The sequence below is a fragment of the Streptomyces sp. AM25 genome (genome assembly GCF_058146165.1).
In genome coordinates, this window is record NZ_JBKIWN010000133.1 from 50904 (window position 1) to 67929 (window position 17026).

Genomic DNA, 17026 nt, shown 5'->3' on the forward strand with positions numbered 1-17026 from the left:
GAAAGACGACGGCCCTCCCGGCGGAAACCCGCCGGGAGGGCCGTCGGCCGACTGCGATCAGGAACCGGTCGCGCTGCCCGCGACCCAGTCCTTCCAGTCCATGTTCCAGCCGTTGAGACCGTTGTCCGGCTTGATCGTCTTGTCGTTGGAGTTCTTGATGACGACGACGTCGCCGATGATCGAGTTGTCGAAGAACCACGCACCCGACGTGGACGGGTCGTTGGCGCCCTGGGTGTCCTGCAGGCCGACGCAGCCGTGGCTGGTGTTGGCGACACCGAAGATGCCGCTGCCCCAGTAGTTGCCGTGGATGAAGGTGCCCGACGTGGACAGCCGCATGGCGTGCGGGACGTCCTTGATGTCGTACTCGCCCTTGCCGTCGCCCTTGGTGAAGCCGACGGTCGAGCCGTCCATGCGGGTCTCCTTGAACTTCTCGGAGATCACCATCTGGCCGTTGTACGTGGGGTTGTCGGGGCCGCCCGCCGAGATCGGGATGGTCTTGAGGGTCTTGCCGTCGCGCACGACCGTCATCTGGTGCGTGTCGGCGTCGACCGTGGAGACCTGGGAGCGGCCGACCGTGAACTTGACCGTCTTGTTCTGGACGCCCTTGATGCCGGGGGCGCCCTCGACGCCGCCCAGCTCCATCTTCAGCGTGACCTCGGAGCCGGCCTTCCAGTACTCCTGCGGGCGGAAGTCCAGGCGCTGGTCGCTGAACCAGTGGCCGACGACCTTCTGGCCGGTGCTGGAGTTGACCTCCAGGTGCGACTGGACGGCCTTGCGGTCCTTGATCGGCTTGTCGAACTCGATCGACACCGGCATGCCGACGCCGACGGTCGAGCCGTCCTCGGGGGTGAAGGAGCCGATGAAGCTGTTGGCCGGCGAGACCGTGGAGAAGGACGAGTTCTCCGTGGCCTTGCGGTCCTTGTCGTCCTTAGCCTCGGCGACGATCCTGTACTTGGTCGACCGCTCGAGCTGCTTGTTCGGCTTCCAGCTCTTCTTGTCCGCCGCCAGGGTGCCCTCGACCGGGGTGCCCTTGTCGTCCGTCAGCTTGACACTGGTGAGTTCGCCGTCGGTGACGGTGACCTGAACGGCGTCGGTGGTGATGCCGGCGTCGGTGGTGCCGCCCTTGGGCGTGATCTTGATCTGGGCCTTGGAGGCGTCCTTCGCGGCCTGCGCGTCCACCTGGTTCTGCGACTTCCCCCCGGAGCCGCCGTTCTTGCCGTCGCCGTCGCCGCCGCATGCAGCGAGGGTCAGTACACCGCCGAGCACAGCGGCCGCGGCCACCAGGGCCTTGCGACGCTTGCCGTAGGTCATCACACGCTTCTCCATTGCTCCTGGACCCCTAAGTCCCCCGGGCCGTGCGTGGGGCTCGTGGTGCAACACGTCTCCCGGCTACTGCATAGGAACGCATGCACCGAATCGTCCGTTCCACTCATCGGCCAAGTGTGGGGAAGACCACGCCAGTAAAGCCCCTCGGGGGGCGGACACCGCAACCGGGGTCCTGATAGGGAAGTCCCCCCGGGCGCCCCGGCCCCGTATCGAGCGGTGGACTCGGCTTCCCCGGCACCCGCTCCTGTCACTAACATCGTGTCAGTCGGGACGCGCCGCCGCTCCACGACCCCCGAACTCCTGCGCTCCGAGGGGGATTCATCCCGTGACCGCACGCCGTCCGCTGCTCACCGCCGTCGCCGCAGGCGCAGTGTTGTGCGCGGTGTGGTGCGTGCCGAGCGCGCACGCCACGGGCGAGCGCCCCGGCGCCGCCCGCGCCGCCGTCACCACCGGTTCCGCGCCCGCGGCCCCGCAGGGCCAGGCCCCCGACCCGGTGGCCCTCGCGGACACCGGCAGCGTGGACACCACTCCGTACCTGGTCGGCGGCATCGCATTCGTGGGCGTCGGCGGGGTGTTGGTCACCGCCGCGGTGCGGAGGGCCGCGCGCGCGGCGTGATCGCGCCCCGTCAGGGGCGCCCCGAAGGGGCGCGGGGAACTGCGCGAGCAACCACAGACAGCCCGCAGTCGACGCACTGCGCCCCGCGCGGAGCGCTAGGGCGTGTCCGATGGGTCAGTGCGGGCCCCGCGACGCTCCCCCAGCTACCTCCCCCAGCTACCGCTGGGGGTGCCCCCAGGAGGTGCCCCCAGCACCGGACGCCGCGGGGCCCGCACTGACCCATCGGACACGCCCTAGGCCAACGGCCCGGTCACCGGCTCGACGGCGTCGATCAGCTTCCCGTCCCGCACGAACTCCTCCGCCGCCGCCAGGTCGGGCGCCAGGAAGCGGTCCTCCCCCGGCCCCTCGACGCCGGCCGCGCGTACGGCACGGAGCACCGCCTGCGTCGCCGGGGCCGGCGTCAGGCCCTCGCGGAGCTCGATCGCGCGCGTGGCGGCGACGAGTTCGACGGCGACGACGCGGGCGAGGGCAGCCACGGACGTGCGCAGCTTGCGCGCCGCCGACCAGCCCATGGAGACGTGGTCCTCCTGCATCGCGGAGGACGGGATCGAGTCCACCGAGGCCGGCACGGCCAGCCGCTTCATCTCGCTGACCAGGGCGGCCTGCGTGTACTGGGCGATCATCAGGCCCGAGTCGACGCCCGCGTCCCCGGCGAGGAACGGGGGCAGGCCGTGCGAGCGGTTCTTGTCGAGCAGCCGGTCGGTGCGGCGCTCGGCGATGGAGGCGAGGTCGGCCGCGGCGATGGCGAGGAAGTCCAGGACGTACGCGACCGGGGCGCCGTGGAAGTTGCCGTTGGACTCGACGCGCCCGTCGGGCAGCACGACGGGGTTGTCGACGGCGGCGGCGAGCTCGCGGTCGGCGACCAGCCGGGCGTGCGCGAGGGTGTCCCGGCCCGCGCCGGCGACCTGGGGCGCGCAGCGGATCGAGTACGCGTCCTGCACGCGCGGCGCGTCGTCCTGGTGGTGCCCGGTCAGCCCCGAACCGGCCAGCACCCGCAGCATGTTCGCGGCGCTCGCGCCCTGGCCCGGGTGCGGGCGGATCGCGTGCAGCTCGGGGGCGAGGACCTTCTCCGTACCGAGCAGGGCCTCCAGCGAGAGCGCGGCCGTGACGTCGGCGGAGGTGATCAGCCGGGCCAGGTCGGCACAGGCCATGACCAGCATGCCGAGCATCCCGTCCGTGCCGTTGAGCAGCGCGAGGCCCTCCTTCTCGCGCAGCTCGACGGGCTCGATCCGGTGCGCGGCGAGCAGCTGCGCGGCCGGCGCCACGACGCCGTCGGGGCCCTCGGCCTCGCCCTCTCCCATCAGGGTGAGCGCGCAGTGGGACAGCGGCGCCAGGTCGCCGGAGCAGCCGAGCGAGCCGTACTCGTGCACCACGGGCGTGATGCCCGCGTTGAGGATGGCCGCCATGGTCTCGACGACCAGCGGACGCACACCGGTGCGGCCCGAGGCGAGGGTCTTCAGGCGCAGGAACATCAGCGCGCGGACGACCTCCCGCTCCACCCGCGGCCCCATGCCCGCCGCGTGCGAGCGCACGATGTTGCGCTGGAGCTGGGCGCGCAGATCGGGGCTGATGTGGCGCACGGCGAGGGCACCGAAGCCCGTGGAGACGCCGTAGACGGGCTCGGGTTTGGCGGCGAGATCGTCGATGACCTGCCGCGAGGCGGCCACGGCGGCCAGCGCTTCCTCCGACACGACGACCCGCGCACCGTGACGCGCCACGGCGATCACATCGTCCGCAGTCGTCCCGGCCGTCCCCACCACCACAGTGTGCATATCCATATTCAGGCACCCTAGAGACTGAATCGCGAGCTGTCACTAGTAGATACAACGCCGGTGGACGACCTCGCATGCCGGGAGGCCGTGCCCCGTCAGGGGCACGGGGAACTGCGCGAGCAACCACAGCCGACCCGCACCCGAAAGACTCACCGCCCCCGAAACCTCCGCCGCTCCGCGGCGACCGGCACCGGCGGCCGGTCCGCCATCCGCACCACGGGATCGGCCAGCCCCCCGGCGCGCCCCGCAACGACCGGCTCCGCAGCCCGCGCCCCCTTGGCCCGGTACTGCGCCGCGTCCGCGAGCCGGAACAGCCGCCGCGCGGACCGCACCGGGCCGATCGGGTCCCCGGTGGACGCCACCCCGCACGCGACACCCTCGCCCAGCTCCAACTCCCCGGCCCGGCGGCACAGTTCGGACGCGACCCGGACCACCTCGTCGGCCGCCGGGCCGACCGCCAGCAGACAGAACTCGTCCCCGCCCAGCCGCGCCGCCAGCGCCCCCGGCAGCCGGGCCCCGCACAGCGACAGCACCGACCCGAAACGTTCCAGCAGCCGGTCCCCGACCGCGTGCCCCAGCGTGTCGTTGACGTGCTTGAGCCCGTTGAGGTCGCACACCACCAGGCTGACGACCACACCCTCCGCCTGGTGCCGCTCCACCGCCTCCTCCAGCCGCATGTCCACCGCGCGGCGGTTGGCGAGGCCGGTCAGCGGGTCGGTGAAGGCGAGCCGGCGCACCTCCTCCAGCCGCTCGGTCTGCGCGATCCCCGCCGCCGTCACGGCCGCCAGGACCGTCGCGAAGTCCACGTCCGTCGCATCGAAGACCGGCGCCCCGGCCGGCCGGGCCACGTACAGCTCGCCCCAGGCGCGCCCGTGCAGCACCAGCGGGGCCACGACGCAGCAGCCGCGGCCTCGCTCGCGCAGCGCGGCCGCTCTGCGGCGGTGGGCCGTCGGCCCGGTGTCCCCGGCGGTGTCGACCCAGGCACGCGGCTGGCCGCCCACCCACTCCTCGTGCAGGAACTCGGCGATCTCCGGGAAGTCGTGCACCGGGTACCACTCGTCACCGGGGAAGTGCGCCTCCCCCGTCGCGCGCTCGCCCGCGTTCACCAGCACCCGCAGCCGGCCGGCCTCGCGCTCCCACACCGAGATCGCGGCGAAGCTGCCGTCCAGCGCCCGCAGGGCGCCCTCCGCCGCGGCCCCGACGGTGTCCAGCGGGGTGCGTGCGGCGGCCATCGCCTGCGCCAGCTCCACCACGGCGCGCAGCCGGACGTCGCACTCCCCGTCTTCTGCCACCCGAGCCTCGCATTCGTCCACGCGCAGCCCCCGTACGCCGGCGCAGGAACGCCGTACCCATTCCGCTTCATCGCATCATGGCTGCGCCTTCCTGGCTACTCCCCGGGCCAGTCCGGCTTCCGCTTCTCGTTGAACGCGGCCACGCCCTCGGCACGGTCGCCGGAGAAGGCGACGCTGCGCCAGGCGGCGTCCTCCACCTCCAGCCCGGTCCTCAGGTCCAGCCCGTGCCCGAGCCGCAGGGCCCGCTTGGCGGCGCGCAGGCCCACGGGCGAGTTGGCCGCCATGCGCGCGGCCAGGGCCAGGGCCTCGGTACGGTCCTCGCCCGCCGGGACGAGCTCGTCGACCAGGCCCAGCTCCCTGGCCTCCGCGGCCTCCACCCGCCGCGCGCTGAAGACCAGCTCGGCCGCGCGGGCGGCCCCGACGCGGCGCGGCAGCAGCTGGGTGCCCCCGCCGCCGGGGATCACGCCGACGGAGACCTCGGGGAGGCCGACGACGGCGGTGGTGTCCGCAACGATCACGTCGCAGGACAGCGCGAGCTCGAACCCGCCGCCGAGCGCGAACCCGTGGACGGCCGCGACGACCGGCACGGGCAGCTCCAGCACGCCGGTGTAGGCGGCGCGGGCGAGGGGGCGCTGACGGACGAGCTCGGCGTCGGTGAGGGAGTTGCGCTCCTTGAGGTCGGCGCCGACGCAGAACGCACGCGGGTGCGTGGACGTCAGGACCACGGTCCTGACGTCGCGGTCGGCGACCAGGGCGGTGGTCGCCTCGACGATGCGGCGGGCCATCTCGGTGGAGACGGCGTTCATGGCCTTCGGACGGTCCAGGACCAGCTCGGCGACGTGTCCGTGGCGGCGGACCGCCACCCACTCCCCGAAGCGGTGTTCGCTGTCGCTCATGGGGGCGATCATGCCCTGCCGCTGCGCGGCGGGCCATACCCTCCGGGGGTGCGGGGTACTCGGCCGCGGGTCCGTCGTGGCCGGTCGCGCAGTTCCCCGCGCCCCTTCGGGGCGCAGGGGCCTAACCGCCGTCGCCGCCCCTCCGGCCCAGGAGCCACGGTTCCACCACGCCAAGGCCCCGCACCGGCCGCTGCCACATCGGCTGCAGCGCGAAGCGGTGCTCCCCGTCCCCCTCCTCGCCCGGCTTCGCGGCGTCGCCGCTCCGCGCGAGCTCCTCGGCGAACGCCCCGTCGACGAGCACGGCGTCCTTCGGCGCTATCGACGTCAGCCGGCTCGCCAGGTTCACGGTGGTGCCGAAGACGTCGCCCATGCGCGTCGTGACCGTCCCGAAGGCCATGCCGACACGCAGTTCCGGCATCGTCTCGTCGTTCGTGAGCGTCTCGATCAGCCGCAGGCCGATCTCGGCCGCCGTCCCGGCGTCGTCGGCCGCGTACAGCACCTCGTCGCCCAGCGTCTTGATGAGGCGGCCGCCGTGCGCGGCCACCAGGTCGGCCGCGGTCGTCTCGAAGGCCTCGACCAGTTCGCCGAGTTCCTCCTCCTCCAGCCGGCGGGTCAGCCGCGTGAAGCCGACGAGGTCGGCGAAGCCGACGGCCAGCCGCCGGTCGACCATCTCCGCGTCGTCCTGCGCCTGGACGACGCGCCCGGTGGCGGCGGCCAGCTGCCGTCGCCAGACGTAGACGAGGAACTCCTCCAGCTCGGGGAGGAGCAGCTCGACGAGCGGATAGGTGATCTCCGTGCGGGTCATGCCCTCCTGAGGCTCGGTCAGGCCCTCCAGGAAGGAGTCGATCTGCCAGTCGGCGAGCCGGGCGGTCGTCTGCCCGGTGGAGCGGGCGACCTGGACGGCCATGGGCTCGCTGAGCAGCCCCGCCTCGACGAGGCCGGCGAGCCGGCGCAGCGCCAGGACGTCCGCCTCGGTGAGCGCCTTGGCCTGGCCGATGTCCGCGAAGCCCATCGCGCGCCAGAAGCGGGAGGCCAGGTCCATGGAGACGCCGGCGGCGCGGGCCGCCTGGAAGGGGGTGTAGCGGCGCTCGGCACCGAGGATCAGCGCCTCCAGCCGGAGGGCGAGGGGGTCGCCGCTCTCCTCACCGTTCTCCTCGATCTCCCGAGGAGCGGCCCCGCGCGCAGCACTGCCACTCGTCTCATCGGCGGTCACCGCCCGCCCCCTGTCCGATCCGTGCGCACTGCCCTGCCGATCGTGCTCGCCCAGTTTCCGGGGACAACGATACGGCAGGTGTGCCGTAGCTCACTTCACGGACCGCCGGAGCTCACCCTTCCGACCGCCCCTGCGGCGCCCTAGGACGTCGCAGGCCGCAGGTGCACGATGTCGCCGGCGCCGACCGGCTCCTGCACCCCGTCGGCAGTGGCCAGCACCAGCCGCCCGTCGCCGTCGACGGCCACGGCCTCGCCGACCAGGTCGCGCCCGCCGGGGAGTTCGGCCCGCACGGTGCGGCCGAGGGTGGCGCAGCCGGCCGCGTACGTGTCCTGCAGCCCGCACGCGGCGGGGTCGCCGTCCGCGGCGCGCCACTGCGCGTACCAGTCCTCGAAGGAGCGCAGCACGGCGCGCAGCAGCGGGTCCCGGTCGAGGACCTGCGCCCCGGCCAGCGCCAGCGACCCGGCGCCGGGCACGGGCAGCTCGTCGGCGCGCAGCGAGACGTTCAGCCCGATGCCGACGACGACGCTGTCCCCTGTCCGCTCGGCGAGGATGCCGCCCGCCTTGCGCTCGGTCCCGATGGGGGTACCTCCCGTGCGTTCAGCTACGGGGGACGTCACGAGCAGGTCGTTGGGCCACTTCAGGGCCGTGTCGACGCCCGCGGCGCGGGAGAGCGCGGTGGCGGTGGCGACACCGGCGAGCAGCGGGAGCCAGCCCCAGCGGGCGGGCGGCACGGCGGGGCCGGGGGTGAGCAGGACGGAGAAGAACAGGCCGGAGCGCGCGGGCGCGGTCCAGGTGCGGTCGAGCCGGCCGCGGCCCGCCGACTGCTCCTCGGCGACGAGCACGGCACCCTCGGTGCCGCCGGAGGCGACGAGGTCGGTGTTGGTGGAGCCCGTCCGCTGCACCACGTCCAGGGAGGTCCACAGTCCGCCGGGACGGACCAGCGCACGCCGCAGGGCGGCGGCGTTCAGCGGGGGGCGGTCCAGGTCGGACCAGCGGCTGCCGGAAGCGTCGGAGGGCGTCATACAGGCCACCTTAGGAGCAGAACGGTGTGGCCAACGCCGCACTGTCAGCCTGCATCCGCGCGGATACGCTACGAACCGGTAGCACCGGTAGCACCCGCCATGACCCCTCTGGACGAGCAGGAGCCGCAGCCCGATGTCCGAGCCAGACACCCAGGGAACCGACATCCACACCACCGCGGGGAAGCTCGCGGACCTGCAGCGCCGGATCGAGGAGGCGACACATGCCGGCTCCGCGCAGGCAGTCGAAAAGCAGCACGCCAAGGGCAAGTTGACGGCGCGCGAGCGGATCGCCCTGCTGCTGGACGAGGGTTCGTTCGTGGAGCTGGACGAGCTCGCCCGGCACCGGTCGACCAACTTCGGCATCGATGCCAACCGCCCGTACGGGGACGGGGTGGTCACCGGTTACGGCACCGTCGACGGCCGCACCGTCTGTGTGTACTCGCAGGACTTCACGGTCTTCGGCGGGTCGCTGGGCGAGGTCTACGGCGAGAAGATCGTCAAGGTGATGGACTTCGCCCTCAAGACCGGCTGCCCCATCGTCGGCATCAACGACGGCGGAGGCGCCCGCATTCAGGAGGGCGTCGTGGCGCTCGGCCTGTTTGCGGAGATCTTCCGGCGAAACGTGCACGGCTCCGGAGTCATCCCCCAGATCTCCCTGATCGTCGGCCCGTGCGCGGGCGGTGCGGTCTACTCGCCCGCGATCACGGACTTCACGGTGATGGTGGACAAGACCTCGCACATGTTCATCACCGGCCCCGACGTCATCAAGACCGTCACCGGCGAGGACGTCGGCTTCGACGAACTGGGCGGCGCCCGGACGCACAACGCCACGTCCGGCGTGGCGCATCACATGGCGGGCGACGAGAAGGACGCCATCGACTTCGTCAAGGCGCTGCTGTCCTACCTGCCGTCCAACAACCTCTCCGAGCCGCCGGCCTTCCCGGAGGAGGCGGACCTGGAGGTCTCGGACGCCGACCGGGAACTGGACACGGTCATCCCGGACTCGGCGAACCAGCCCTACGACATGCACACCGTCATCGAACACGTCCTGGACGACGGGGAGTTCCTGGAGACGCAGGCGCTCTTCGCGCCCAACATCATCACCGGGTTCGGGCGCGTGGAGGGCCACCCGGTGGGCGTGGTCGCCAACCAGCCGCTGCAGTTCGCCGGATGCCTGGACATCAACGCGAGCGAGAAGGCCGCGCGCTTCGTGCGCACCTGCGACGCGTTCAACGTCCCGGTGCTGACGTTCGTGGACGTCCCGGGCTTCCTTCCGGGCACCGACCAGGAGTACAACGGCATCATCCGCCGCGGCGCCAAGCTCATCTACGCCTACGCGGAGGCCACGGTCCCGCTGATCACCGTCATCACCCGCAAGGCGTTCGGCGGCGCGTACGACGTGATGGGCTCCAAGCACCTGGGCGCGGACCTCAACTTCGCCTGGCCCACGGCCCAGATCGCCGTGATGGGCGCCCAGGGCGCGGTGAACATCCTGCACCGCCGCTCGCTGGCGGCGGCCGCGTCGCCGGAGGAACAGGAGGAGCTGCGGGCCCGGCTGGTCACGGAGTACGAGGACGCGCTGCTGAGCCCGTACGCGGCGGCCGAGCGCGGCTACGTCGACGCGGTGGTCATGCCGTCGGACACCCGCCGGCACGTCGTGCGCGGGCTGCGCACGCTGCGGGACAAGCGGGAGGCGCTGCCGCCCAAGAAGCACGGCAACATTCCGCTGTGACCACCGACGCCGCCGACACCGTGGAAGGGACGCTGCAGTGATCAAGGTCGTACGGGGCAACCCCACCCCCGAGGAGCTGGCCGCCGCCCTGGCGGTGGTCCAGGCCCGCGCGGCCGCCGGAGCGGCGGCCGCGCCCGATGCGGGGCGGTTGCCCCCGGAGTGGTCCAGCCCGGAGCGCCGGACGGCGGCGCGCCGGACACCGCGGCCCGGGCCGCGGGCCTGGCGCACGTCGTACTGGCCGGCCTGAGCACCGGCCTCGGCGCCTGAGTACGCGTACTCAGGCGCGGGGCACGGCCGGACCGGAGCATGGGGGCATGCTCTGGTCCGACCCGTCCGACGACTCCCCCGACGATCTCCGCGAGGCGCAGCGGATGCTGCGCCGTGCCGGGGTGGTGCTGGCGGTCGGCGTGGTGGTGCTGTTCGTCGTCCTGGGCATGCCGTAACCCGGGTCCCTTTCATCGCAGACGCACCACAAGTTTGCCCCACCAGGAACTACATTCGCCCGATTCGCGTCATCACCAGTGATATGCCGCGAACCGGGGAGTCCGTCACACCATGAACAAGCCTGTCCGCCGTATAGCGATCTTCAGCGGGGTGCTGGTGTTCGCGCTGCTGGTGCGCGCCACCTGGGTGCAGTTCGTCCGCGGCGACGAACTCGCCAACAACGAGCACAACCGGCGCGTGGCCATGGCGAACTTCGCGCAGCCGCGCGGCAACATCATCGTCGGCGGACAGCCGATCACCGGATCCGCCGAGACCGGCGGCGACCTCAAGTACAAGCGCACGTACACCGACGGCAAGATGTACGCGCCCATCACCGGCTTCTTCTCCCAGGGCTACGGCAGCAACCAGCTCGAGAACCTCAACAACAAGCTGCTCAACGGCAGCGACGACCGCCTCTTCCTGCAGCGCACGAGCAACCTGCTCACCGGGAAGAAGAACCAGGGCGGCGACGTCGTCACGACGATCGACCCCAAGGCCCAGAAGGCCGCCTACGAGGGGCTCGGTGACAAGAAGGGCGCCGTCGTCGCCCTCGACCCGCGCACCGGCAAGATCCTCGCGCTCGCCTCCACGCCCTCGTACGACCCGTCGGTCTTCGCGGGGAACTCCACCAAGGACAAGGCGGCGTGGGACGAACTGGAGAAGGACAAGGGCAAGCCGACCCTCAACCGGGCCCTGAAGGAGGTCTACCCGCCCGGCTCGACCTTCAAGATCGTGACCGCGTCGGCGGCCCTGGAGAACGGGCTCTACTCCGACATCAACGCGAGCACCGACTCGCCGGACCCGTGGATCATGCCGGGCACCACGACCAAGCTGCCCAACCAGAACCCCACCGCGCCCTGCACCAACGCCACCCTCAACGTGGCCATGCAGCACTCCTGCAACAACGTCTACGGCAAGGTCAGTTCCGACCTCGGCAAGGACAAGATGCGTGAGACGGCGGAGAGGTTCGGCTTCAACAACCCGAAGGTGGACACCCCGGTCCGGGCCGCGAAGAGCACCTTCCCCGAGAACATCAACAAGTCGCAGACGGCGCTGGCCGGCATCGGCCAGGGCAGCCTGACCGCCTCCCCGCTCCAGGTCGCCATGATGACGGCCGCGATCGCCAACGACGGCAAGCTGATGAAGCCCTACATGGTCGAGGAGCTGCGCAGCCCGGACCTGTCGACGGTCGAGAAGCACAAGCCGGAGGAGATGTCGCAGGCCGTCTCGGAGCAGACGGCCAAGAAGGTCCAGCAGATGATGGAGGACACCGCCACCAAGGGCACCGGCAAGTCCGCGCTCATCGACGGCATCACCGTCGGCGGCAAGACCGGCACCGCCGAGCGCGGCGCGAAGCAGCAGAACCTCGCGTGGTTCATCTCCTATGCCAAGACCGCCGAGGGCTCGCCGGTCGCGGTCGCGGTGATGATCGACCCGGCCGACGACGTCCCCACCGACCAGATCTCCGGCGGCAAACTGGCGGGCCCGATCGCGAAGAAGGTCATGCAGGCGGTGCTGGACAAGTAGGACGGCGCCCCGTCTCGCGCCCCGCCATCGCGCCCCGTAGGGGGCGCGGGGAACTGCGCGAGCAACCACGAACGACCCGCAGCGCACCGCATAGGCTGATCGGCATGACAGAACCCGCACGCCGCCTGGTCCTCGCCTCCCAGTCTCCCGCTCGCCTCGGCCTCCTGCGCCAAGCAGGCCTGGCACCGGAGGTGATCGTCAGCGGCGTGGACGAGGACGCCCTGGACGCCCCCACCCCCGCCGAGCTGGCGCTCGTGCTGGCGGAGGCCAAGGCCACGGCCGTGGCCGCCCGCCCGGACGCCGCCGGGGCCCTGGTGATCGGCTGCGACTCGGTGCTGGAGCTGGACGGCCAGGCCCTCGGCAAGCCGGCCGACGCCGAGGAGGCGACGGCCCGCTGGAAGTCGATGCGCGGCCGCTCCGGCGAGCTGCGGACCGGCCACTGCGTCATCGACACGGCCACCGGCCGCCGGGCCTCGGCGACGGCCTCGACCACGGTGCGCTTCGGCGAGCCGGACGACGCGGAGATCGCCGCCTACGTGGCCTCCGGCGAGCCGCTCCACGTCGCGGGGGCCTTCACGCTCGACGGGCGCTCGGCGCCGTTCGTCGAGGGCATCGACGGGGACCCCGGCAATGTGATCGGCCTGTCCCTTCCCCTGCTCCGCCGGCTGCTCGCCGAGCTGGGGGTCCCGATCACCGGCCTGTGGACCTGACGCCCGACGCCGCCCCGTCCCGTCAGAGCGGGAGTTCCTGGGTCACACGGTTGAGCTGGCCCAGCTGGTTGAGCTGGTCGAGCTTGCCCAGCTGGTTGACGGCGCCGGGGTAGATGCTGGTCTCGGGCTGGCCCGGCTGCTGGGCCTGGCTCGGCGGCGGCGCCGCGACGGGCCCGGCGTGCGAGCTCGGCTCCGCCCGGCGGGCCCCCGGCTTGGCGGCGGGTGCCGCCTTCCCGGCGGGCGCGGTCTTGCCCATGGGGGCACCCTTCGCGGCGGGAGCGCTCTTCCCGGCCGGAGCGGCCTTCCCCGCAGGCGCCTTCCCCGCAGGCGCCTTCGCGGCCGGCGCACCCTTCGCGGCCGGCGCACCCTTCGCGGCAGGAGCGGCCGGCGCGGCCGGCCCCTGCTGGGCCGCCGGTGCGGTCTGCCCGGCCTTCGCCGTCTTCCCGCCCTCGGCCGCCGGCTGAGCGGGCGCCTTGGACGCCGGCTGGGCATCCGGCGTGCTCCTCGGCGGCGGCGCAGGCGTGGGCGCGGACGGCGTGGCGGATGCGGTGGCAGAGGTCACGGAGAGGGCTGCGCCGGCGAGAGCGGCGGCTGCGGCGATGCGCTTGATCATGACTTCATCAACGATGTCATGGCATTTCGGTCACCCTCCGCTGCGCCACCCGAGGGCGGCACCCGCCAACTCCCGCCGCCCGCAAGGACGATGCCGTGGCGCACACGAATTCCGCGCAACCGGGCGGCACTTCGCGTACGCAACTGCACATCCGCCGATGTGCGACGCTGGAAAGCCCCGCCCCGCACCCCCGCCCCGGAAAGGATCACCGTGTCGCAGTCCGTGGACCGCGCCCTGGACGTCCTGGACGCCGTCGCCGCCTCCGCGGACCCGGTACCCGCCAAGACCCTCGCCCGCCGGCTGGGCTGCGGCCTGTCCACGGTGTACGAGCTGCTCGGCACCCTCACCGCGCGCGGGCACCTGGTCCGTACGCCCGCTGGTTACACGCTCGGCTACCGCGTGCCCGCCCTGCACCACGCCTTCCAGCGGCAGATGCAGGTGAGCGACGAGGTACAGGAGTTGCTCGTGCGTATGCGCAAGGCCGTCGGGACGGACGCCTACTTCAGCGCCTACCGGGACGGCGACATCGCCGTCCTCGCCGGCGCGGCCGCCGCCCACCCGGCCACGGGCGGCTTCTCCGTGGGCCACGACGCCACCCCGCACGCCACGGCCCACGGCAAGGTCCTGCTGGCCGCCCTGCCGCGGGCCGCCCGGCTGCGCCGGCTCGCGGCCTCGGGGATGCCCGCCGTCACACCGCAAACGATCACCTCCCCGGAGCTGCTGGACGTCCAGCTGCGCCGGGTGCGGCGGGAGGGGGTCGCGGTGGAGGTCGAGGAGTGCGCGGCCGGAGTGGCCTGTGTGGCCGTGCCGGTGCCCGGGGCGCTGCGGGCCGTCTCGGCGGCGCTGCCGGTGGAGGAGTTCCGCCGGCACGGCCGCCGGGTCACGGAGGCCCTGCGCCATGTCGCGGCGGAGGCGGCCAAGTTGGCCTGAGCGCCACCCCCGACGCCACGGCCGGCCCGGATAACCGCGCCTACCCGTGGGTAAGCAAGAAATCAGAAGGCTCCCCGGGCGCAAACTTTGCTTCACCCGTTCGTAGGGACTCCACAAAGAAACCGCCCCTCGGCCACTACGCGATCATGGAGATCCAGACCACACCGGCACATCGCCTCAGCCGCCCGAAGGCGGCGTACCGTGGTGGTTCTGGGGGCTTCGGTCCACACACGGCTCCCGTCTCACGCTCCGTGTGGGCAAGCTCACCCCGGAAGTCGGGTCGGCACAGAGTGTCGCCAGTACCTAAACTCACCTTGTTTCAAGGAGGGAGCCATCGTGCGCAAGGTGCTCATCGCCAACCGTGGCGAAATCGCTGTCCGTGTCGCTCGTGCATGCCGTGACGCCGGAATCGGGAGTGTGGCCGTCTACGCCGACCCCGACCGTGACGCGCTGCATGTCCGTGCGGCCGACGAGGCGTACGCGCTGGGCGGTGACACCCCGGCGACGAGCTACCTGGACATGGCCAAGGTCCTGGCCGCGGCCGCCGAGTCCGGTGCCGACGCCGTCCACCCCGGATACGGGTTCCTGTCCGAGAACGCGGAGTTCGCGCAGGCCGTCATCGACGCCGGGCTGACCTGGATCGGCCCGCCGCCCCACGCGATCCGCGACCTGGGCGACAAGGTGGCGGCCCGTCACATCGCCCAGCGCGCCGGCGCCCCCCTGGTGGCCGGCACCCCCGACCCCGTCTCCGGGGCCGACGAGGTCGTGGCCTTCGCCGAGGAGAACGGCCTGCCGATCGCCATCAAGGCCGCCTTCGGCGGTGGCGGCCGCGGCCTGAAGGTCGCCCGCACCCTCGAAGAGGTCCCCGAGCTCTACGACTCCGCCGTGCGCGAGGCCGTGGCCGCGTTCGGCCGCGGCGAGTGCTTCGTCGAGCGCTACCTCGACCGCCCCCGGCACGTCGAGACCCAGTGCCTGGCCGACAAGCACGGCAACGTGGTCGTCGTCTCCACCCGTGACTGCTCGCTGCAGCGCCGCCACCAGAAGCTGGTGGAGGAGGCCCCGGCCCCGTTCCTGACGGACGAGCAGAACGCCGAGCTGTACCGCGCCTCCAAGGCGATCCTCAAGGAGGCCGGCTACGAGGGCGCGGGCACCTGCGAGTTCCTCGTCGGCCAGGACGGCACCATCTCCTTCCTCGAGGTCAACACCCGCCTCCAGGTCGAGCACCCGGTGACCGAGGAGGTCACCGGCATCGACCTGGTGCGCGAGATGTTCCGCATCGCCGACGGCGAGGAGCTCGGCTACGACGACCCCGCGGTGCGCGGCCACTCCTTCGAGTTCCGCATCAACGGCGAGGACCCCGGCCGCAACTTCCTGCCCGCCCCCGGCACCGTGACCAGGTTCGCGGCCCCGACCGGCCCCGGCGTGCGGCTGGACGCGGGCGTGGAGTCCGGCTCGGTCATCGGCCCGGCCTGGGACTCCCTGCTGGCCAAGCTGATCATCACCGGTGCCACGCGTGAGCAGGCCCTGCAGCGCGCGGCCCGCGCGCTGGCGGAGTTCCAGGTGGAGGGCATGGCCACGGCCATCCCGTTCCACCAGGCCGTGGTCATCGACCCCGCCTTCACCTCCGACCCGTTCCACGTCCACACCCGCTGGATCGAGACGGAGTTCGCCAACACCATCCAGCCCTTCGCCGGCGGTGCCGCCGCCGAGGAGGACGAGGAGCTGCCCGGCCGCGAGACCGTGGTCGTGGAGGTCGGCGGCAAGCGCCTGGAGGTCTCCCTCCCCGCCTCCCTGGGCATGACCATCGCCCGCACCGCCGCGGCCGGGGGCGCCAAGCCCAAGCGCCGCGCGGCCCGGAAGTCCTCCTCCGCCGCCTCGGGCGACTCCCTCGCGTCCCCGATGCAGGGCACGATCGTCAAGGTCGCGGTCGAGGAGGGCCAGGAGGTCAACGAGGGCGACCTGATCGTCGTCCTCGAAGCGATGAAGATGGAGCAGCCGCTCAACGCCCACAAGTCCGGCACCGTCAAGGGCATCACCGCCGAGGTCGGCGGCTCGGTCTCCTCCGGCGCCGTGATCTGCGAGATCAAGGACTGACGCGGCCCCGCCGCGACCCCCTGGCCCCGAGGGCCCCAGCCAACTCCTGGCCGGGGCCCTCGGGGCTATACATGCCTGGCATCCTTGGCGGACGGGCACCACGGGGCCCCCGAGCGGGAGGACGGACGGAGATGACGGCCGAGACGGCGCAGACGTCACCACGACCCATGCGCGCGGATGCGCGGCGCAACTACGAGCGGCTGCTCGCCGAGGCCCGTACGGCCTTCACGGAGCACGGCACGGACGCCTCCCTCGAGGACATCGCCCGCCGCGCGGGCGTGGGCATCGGCACGCTCTACCGGCACTTCCCCAACCGCACGGCCCTGATGAGCGCCGTCTTCCAGGGCGAGCTGGACGGTCTGCTGGCGCGCTCCCGCGAGCTGCTGGCCTCCCCCGAGCCCTGCCGGGCCCTGGTGACCTGGCTGCGGGCCATCGTGACGCACGCCAGCACCTACCGGGGCCTGTCCCGGGCCCTGATGGCCGCGCAGAGCGACAAGGCCTCCGCCCTGTCCCGCTGCAGCCTGCCGCTGCGGGACGCGGGCAGCATGCTGCTGGCTCGGGCCCAGCAGGCCGGTGCGGTGCGCGGCGGCGTGGACATCGCCGACCTGATGCAGCTGACCAACGCCATTTCGCTGGCGGTCGAACAGTCCCCGGGCGACCCGGAGTTGGCCGACCGGCTGCTGATGCTGACGCTCACGGGTCTGCGCCCGTAGCGCCCCGCAGGGGCGACCGGCCACGACGCACCCGCGGATGACGTACCGGGCGGCGCAAGGGAGGAGGCGCCGCCGCAACCGGACCCG

The 17026-nt window shown here is 72.6% G+C and carries 16 protein-coding genes; 9 read left to right on the forward strand and 7 right to left on the reverse strand.

The window, feature by feature from the left end; all coding sequences use genetic code 11:
* Positions 1-57: 57 nt before the first annotated feature.
* Complete coding sequence (locus tag ACLHRZ_RS37570) at positions 58-1326, reverse strand: L,D-transpeptidase (protein ID WP_490423071.1); 1269 nt, start codon at positions 1324-1326, stop codon at positions 58-60.
* 325 nt (positions 1327-1651) lie between these two features.
* Between ACLHRZ_RS37570 and ACLHRZ_RS37575 the strand changes: the two genes are divergently transcribed.
* Positions 1652-1942, forward strand: coding sequence for a hypothetical protein (locus ACLHRZ_RS37575; RefSeq protein ID WP_490423072.1), 291 nt, complete (start codon positions 1652-1654; stop codon positions 1940-1942).
* 233 nt (positions 1943-2175) lie between these two features.
* Here the strand turns inward: ACLHRZ_RS37575 and hutH are convergent, their stop codons facing one another.
* The 5 genes from hutH to ACLHRZ_RS37600 form a co-directional block, all read right to left on the reverse strand.
* Positions 2176-3714, reverse strand: a complete 1539-nt coding sequence (gene hutH, locus ACLHRZ_RS37580; RefSeq protein WP_490423355.1) for a histidine ammonia-lyase — start codon at positions 3712-3714, stop codon at positions 2176-2178.
* A gap of 149 nt (positions 3715-3863) precedes the next feature.
* Positions 3864-4946 (reverse strand): GGDEF domain-containing protein, encoded by a 1083-nt coding sequence (locus ACLHRZ_RS37585; RefSeq protein WP_490423356.1) that lies wholly within the window; start codon positions 4944-4946, stop codon positions 3864-3866.
* 155 nt (positions 4947-5101) lie between these two features.
* Positions 5102-5902, reverse strand: coding sequence for an enoyl-CoA hydratase/isomerase family protein (locus tag ACLHRZ_RS37590; protein WP_490423073.1), 801 nt, complete (start codon positions 5900-5902; stop codon positions 5102-5104).
* Positions 5903-6023: 121 nt separating this feature from the next.
* Positions 6024-7061 (reverse strand): adenylate/guanylate cyclase domain-containing protein, encoded by a 1038-nt coding sequence (locus ACLHRZ_RS37595; protein WP_490423357.1) that lies wholly within the window; start codon positions 7059-7061, stop codon positions 6024-6026.
* Positions 7062-7255: 194 nt separating this feature from the next.
* Entirely contained in the window at positions 7256-8137 is an 882-nt protein-coding gene (locus ACLHRZ_RS37600) for a biotin--[acetyl-CoA-carboxylase] ligase (protein ID WP_490423074.1), read from the reverse strand.
* Between the two features lie 133 nt (positions 8138-8270).
* On the opposite strand from ACLHRZ_RS37600, the gene ACLHRZ_RS37605 reads away from it, so the two are divergent.
* The 5 genes from ACLHRZ_RS37605 (at position 8271) to ACLHRZ_RS37625 (ending at position 12589) form a co-directional block, all read left to right on the forward strand.
* On the forward strand, positions 8271-9869 hold the full coding sequence (locus tag ACLHRZ_RS37605) for an acyl-CoA carboxylase subunit beta (protein ID WP_490423075.1): 1599 nt from the start codon (positions 8271-8273) through the stop codon (positions 9867-9869).
* 37 nt (positions 9870-9906) lie between these two features.
* Positions 9907-10116 (forward strand): acyl-CoA carboxylase epsilon subunit, encoded by a 210-nt coding sequence (locus ACLHRZ_RS37610; protein WP_490423076.1) that lies wholly within the window; start codon positions 9907-9909, stop codon positions 10114-10116.
* Positions 10117-10183: 67 nt separating this feature from the next.
* A complete protein-coding gene (gene mmpB, locus ACLHRZ_RS37615) occupies positions 10184-10312 on the forward strand; it encodes a morphogenic membrane protein MmpB (protein ID WP_490423077.1) in 129 nt (42 codons plus the stop codon).
* Between the two features lie 112 nt (positions 10313-10424).
* A complete protein-coding gene (locus ACLHRZ_RS37620; protein ID WP_490423078.1) occupies positions 10425-11879 on the forward strand; it encodes a peptidoglycan D,D-transpeptidase FtsI family protein in 1455 nt (484 codons plus the stop codon).
* A gap of 104 nt (positions 11880-11983) precedes the next feature.
* On the forward strand, positions 11984-12589 hold the full coding sequence (locus tag ACLHRZ_RS37625; protein ID WP_490423079.1) for a Maf family protein: 606 nt from the start codon (positions 11984-11986) through the stop codon (positions 12587-12589).
* Positions 12590-12611: 22 nt separating this feature from the next.
* Here the strand turns inward: ACLHRZ_RS37625 and ACLHRZ_RS37630 are convergent, their stop codons facing one another.
* Positions 12612-13202 (reverse strand): hypothetical protein, encoded by a 591-nt coding sequence (locus tag ACLHRZ_RS37630; protein WP_490423080.1) that lies wholly within the window; start codon positions 13200-13202, stop codon positions 12612-12614.
* Between the two features lie 210 nt (positions 13203-13412).
* Between ACLHRZ_RS37630 and ACLHRZ_RS37635 the strand changes: the two genes are divergently transcribed.
* From ACLHRZ_RS37635 to ACLHRZ_RS37645, 3 genes are all read left to right on the forward strand, one after another.
* Positions 13413-14132, forward strand: coding sequence for an IclR family transcriptional regulator (locus ACLHRZ_RS37635; RefSeq protein ID WP_490423081.1), 720 nt, complete (start codon positions 13413-13415; stop codon positions 14130-14132).
* Positions 14133-14468: 336 nt separating this feature from the next.
* Positions 14469-16226: an acetyl/propionyl/methylcrotonyl-CoA carboxylase subunit alpha gene (locus ACLHRZ_RS37640; RefSeq protein ID WP_490423082.1), complete on the forward strand. Its 1758-nt coding sequence runs from the start codon at positions 14469-14471 to the stop codon at positions 16224-16226.
* Positions 16227-16357: 131 nt separating this feature from the next.
* Entirely contained in the window at positions 16358-16939 is a 582-nt protein-coding gene (locus ACLHRZ_RS37645; protein ID WP_490423083.1) for a TetR/AcrR family transcriptional regulator, read from the forward strand.
* The last annotated feature ends 87 nt before the right edge of the window (positions 16940-17026 follow it).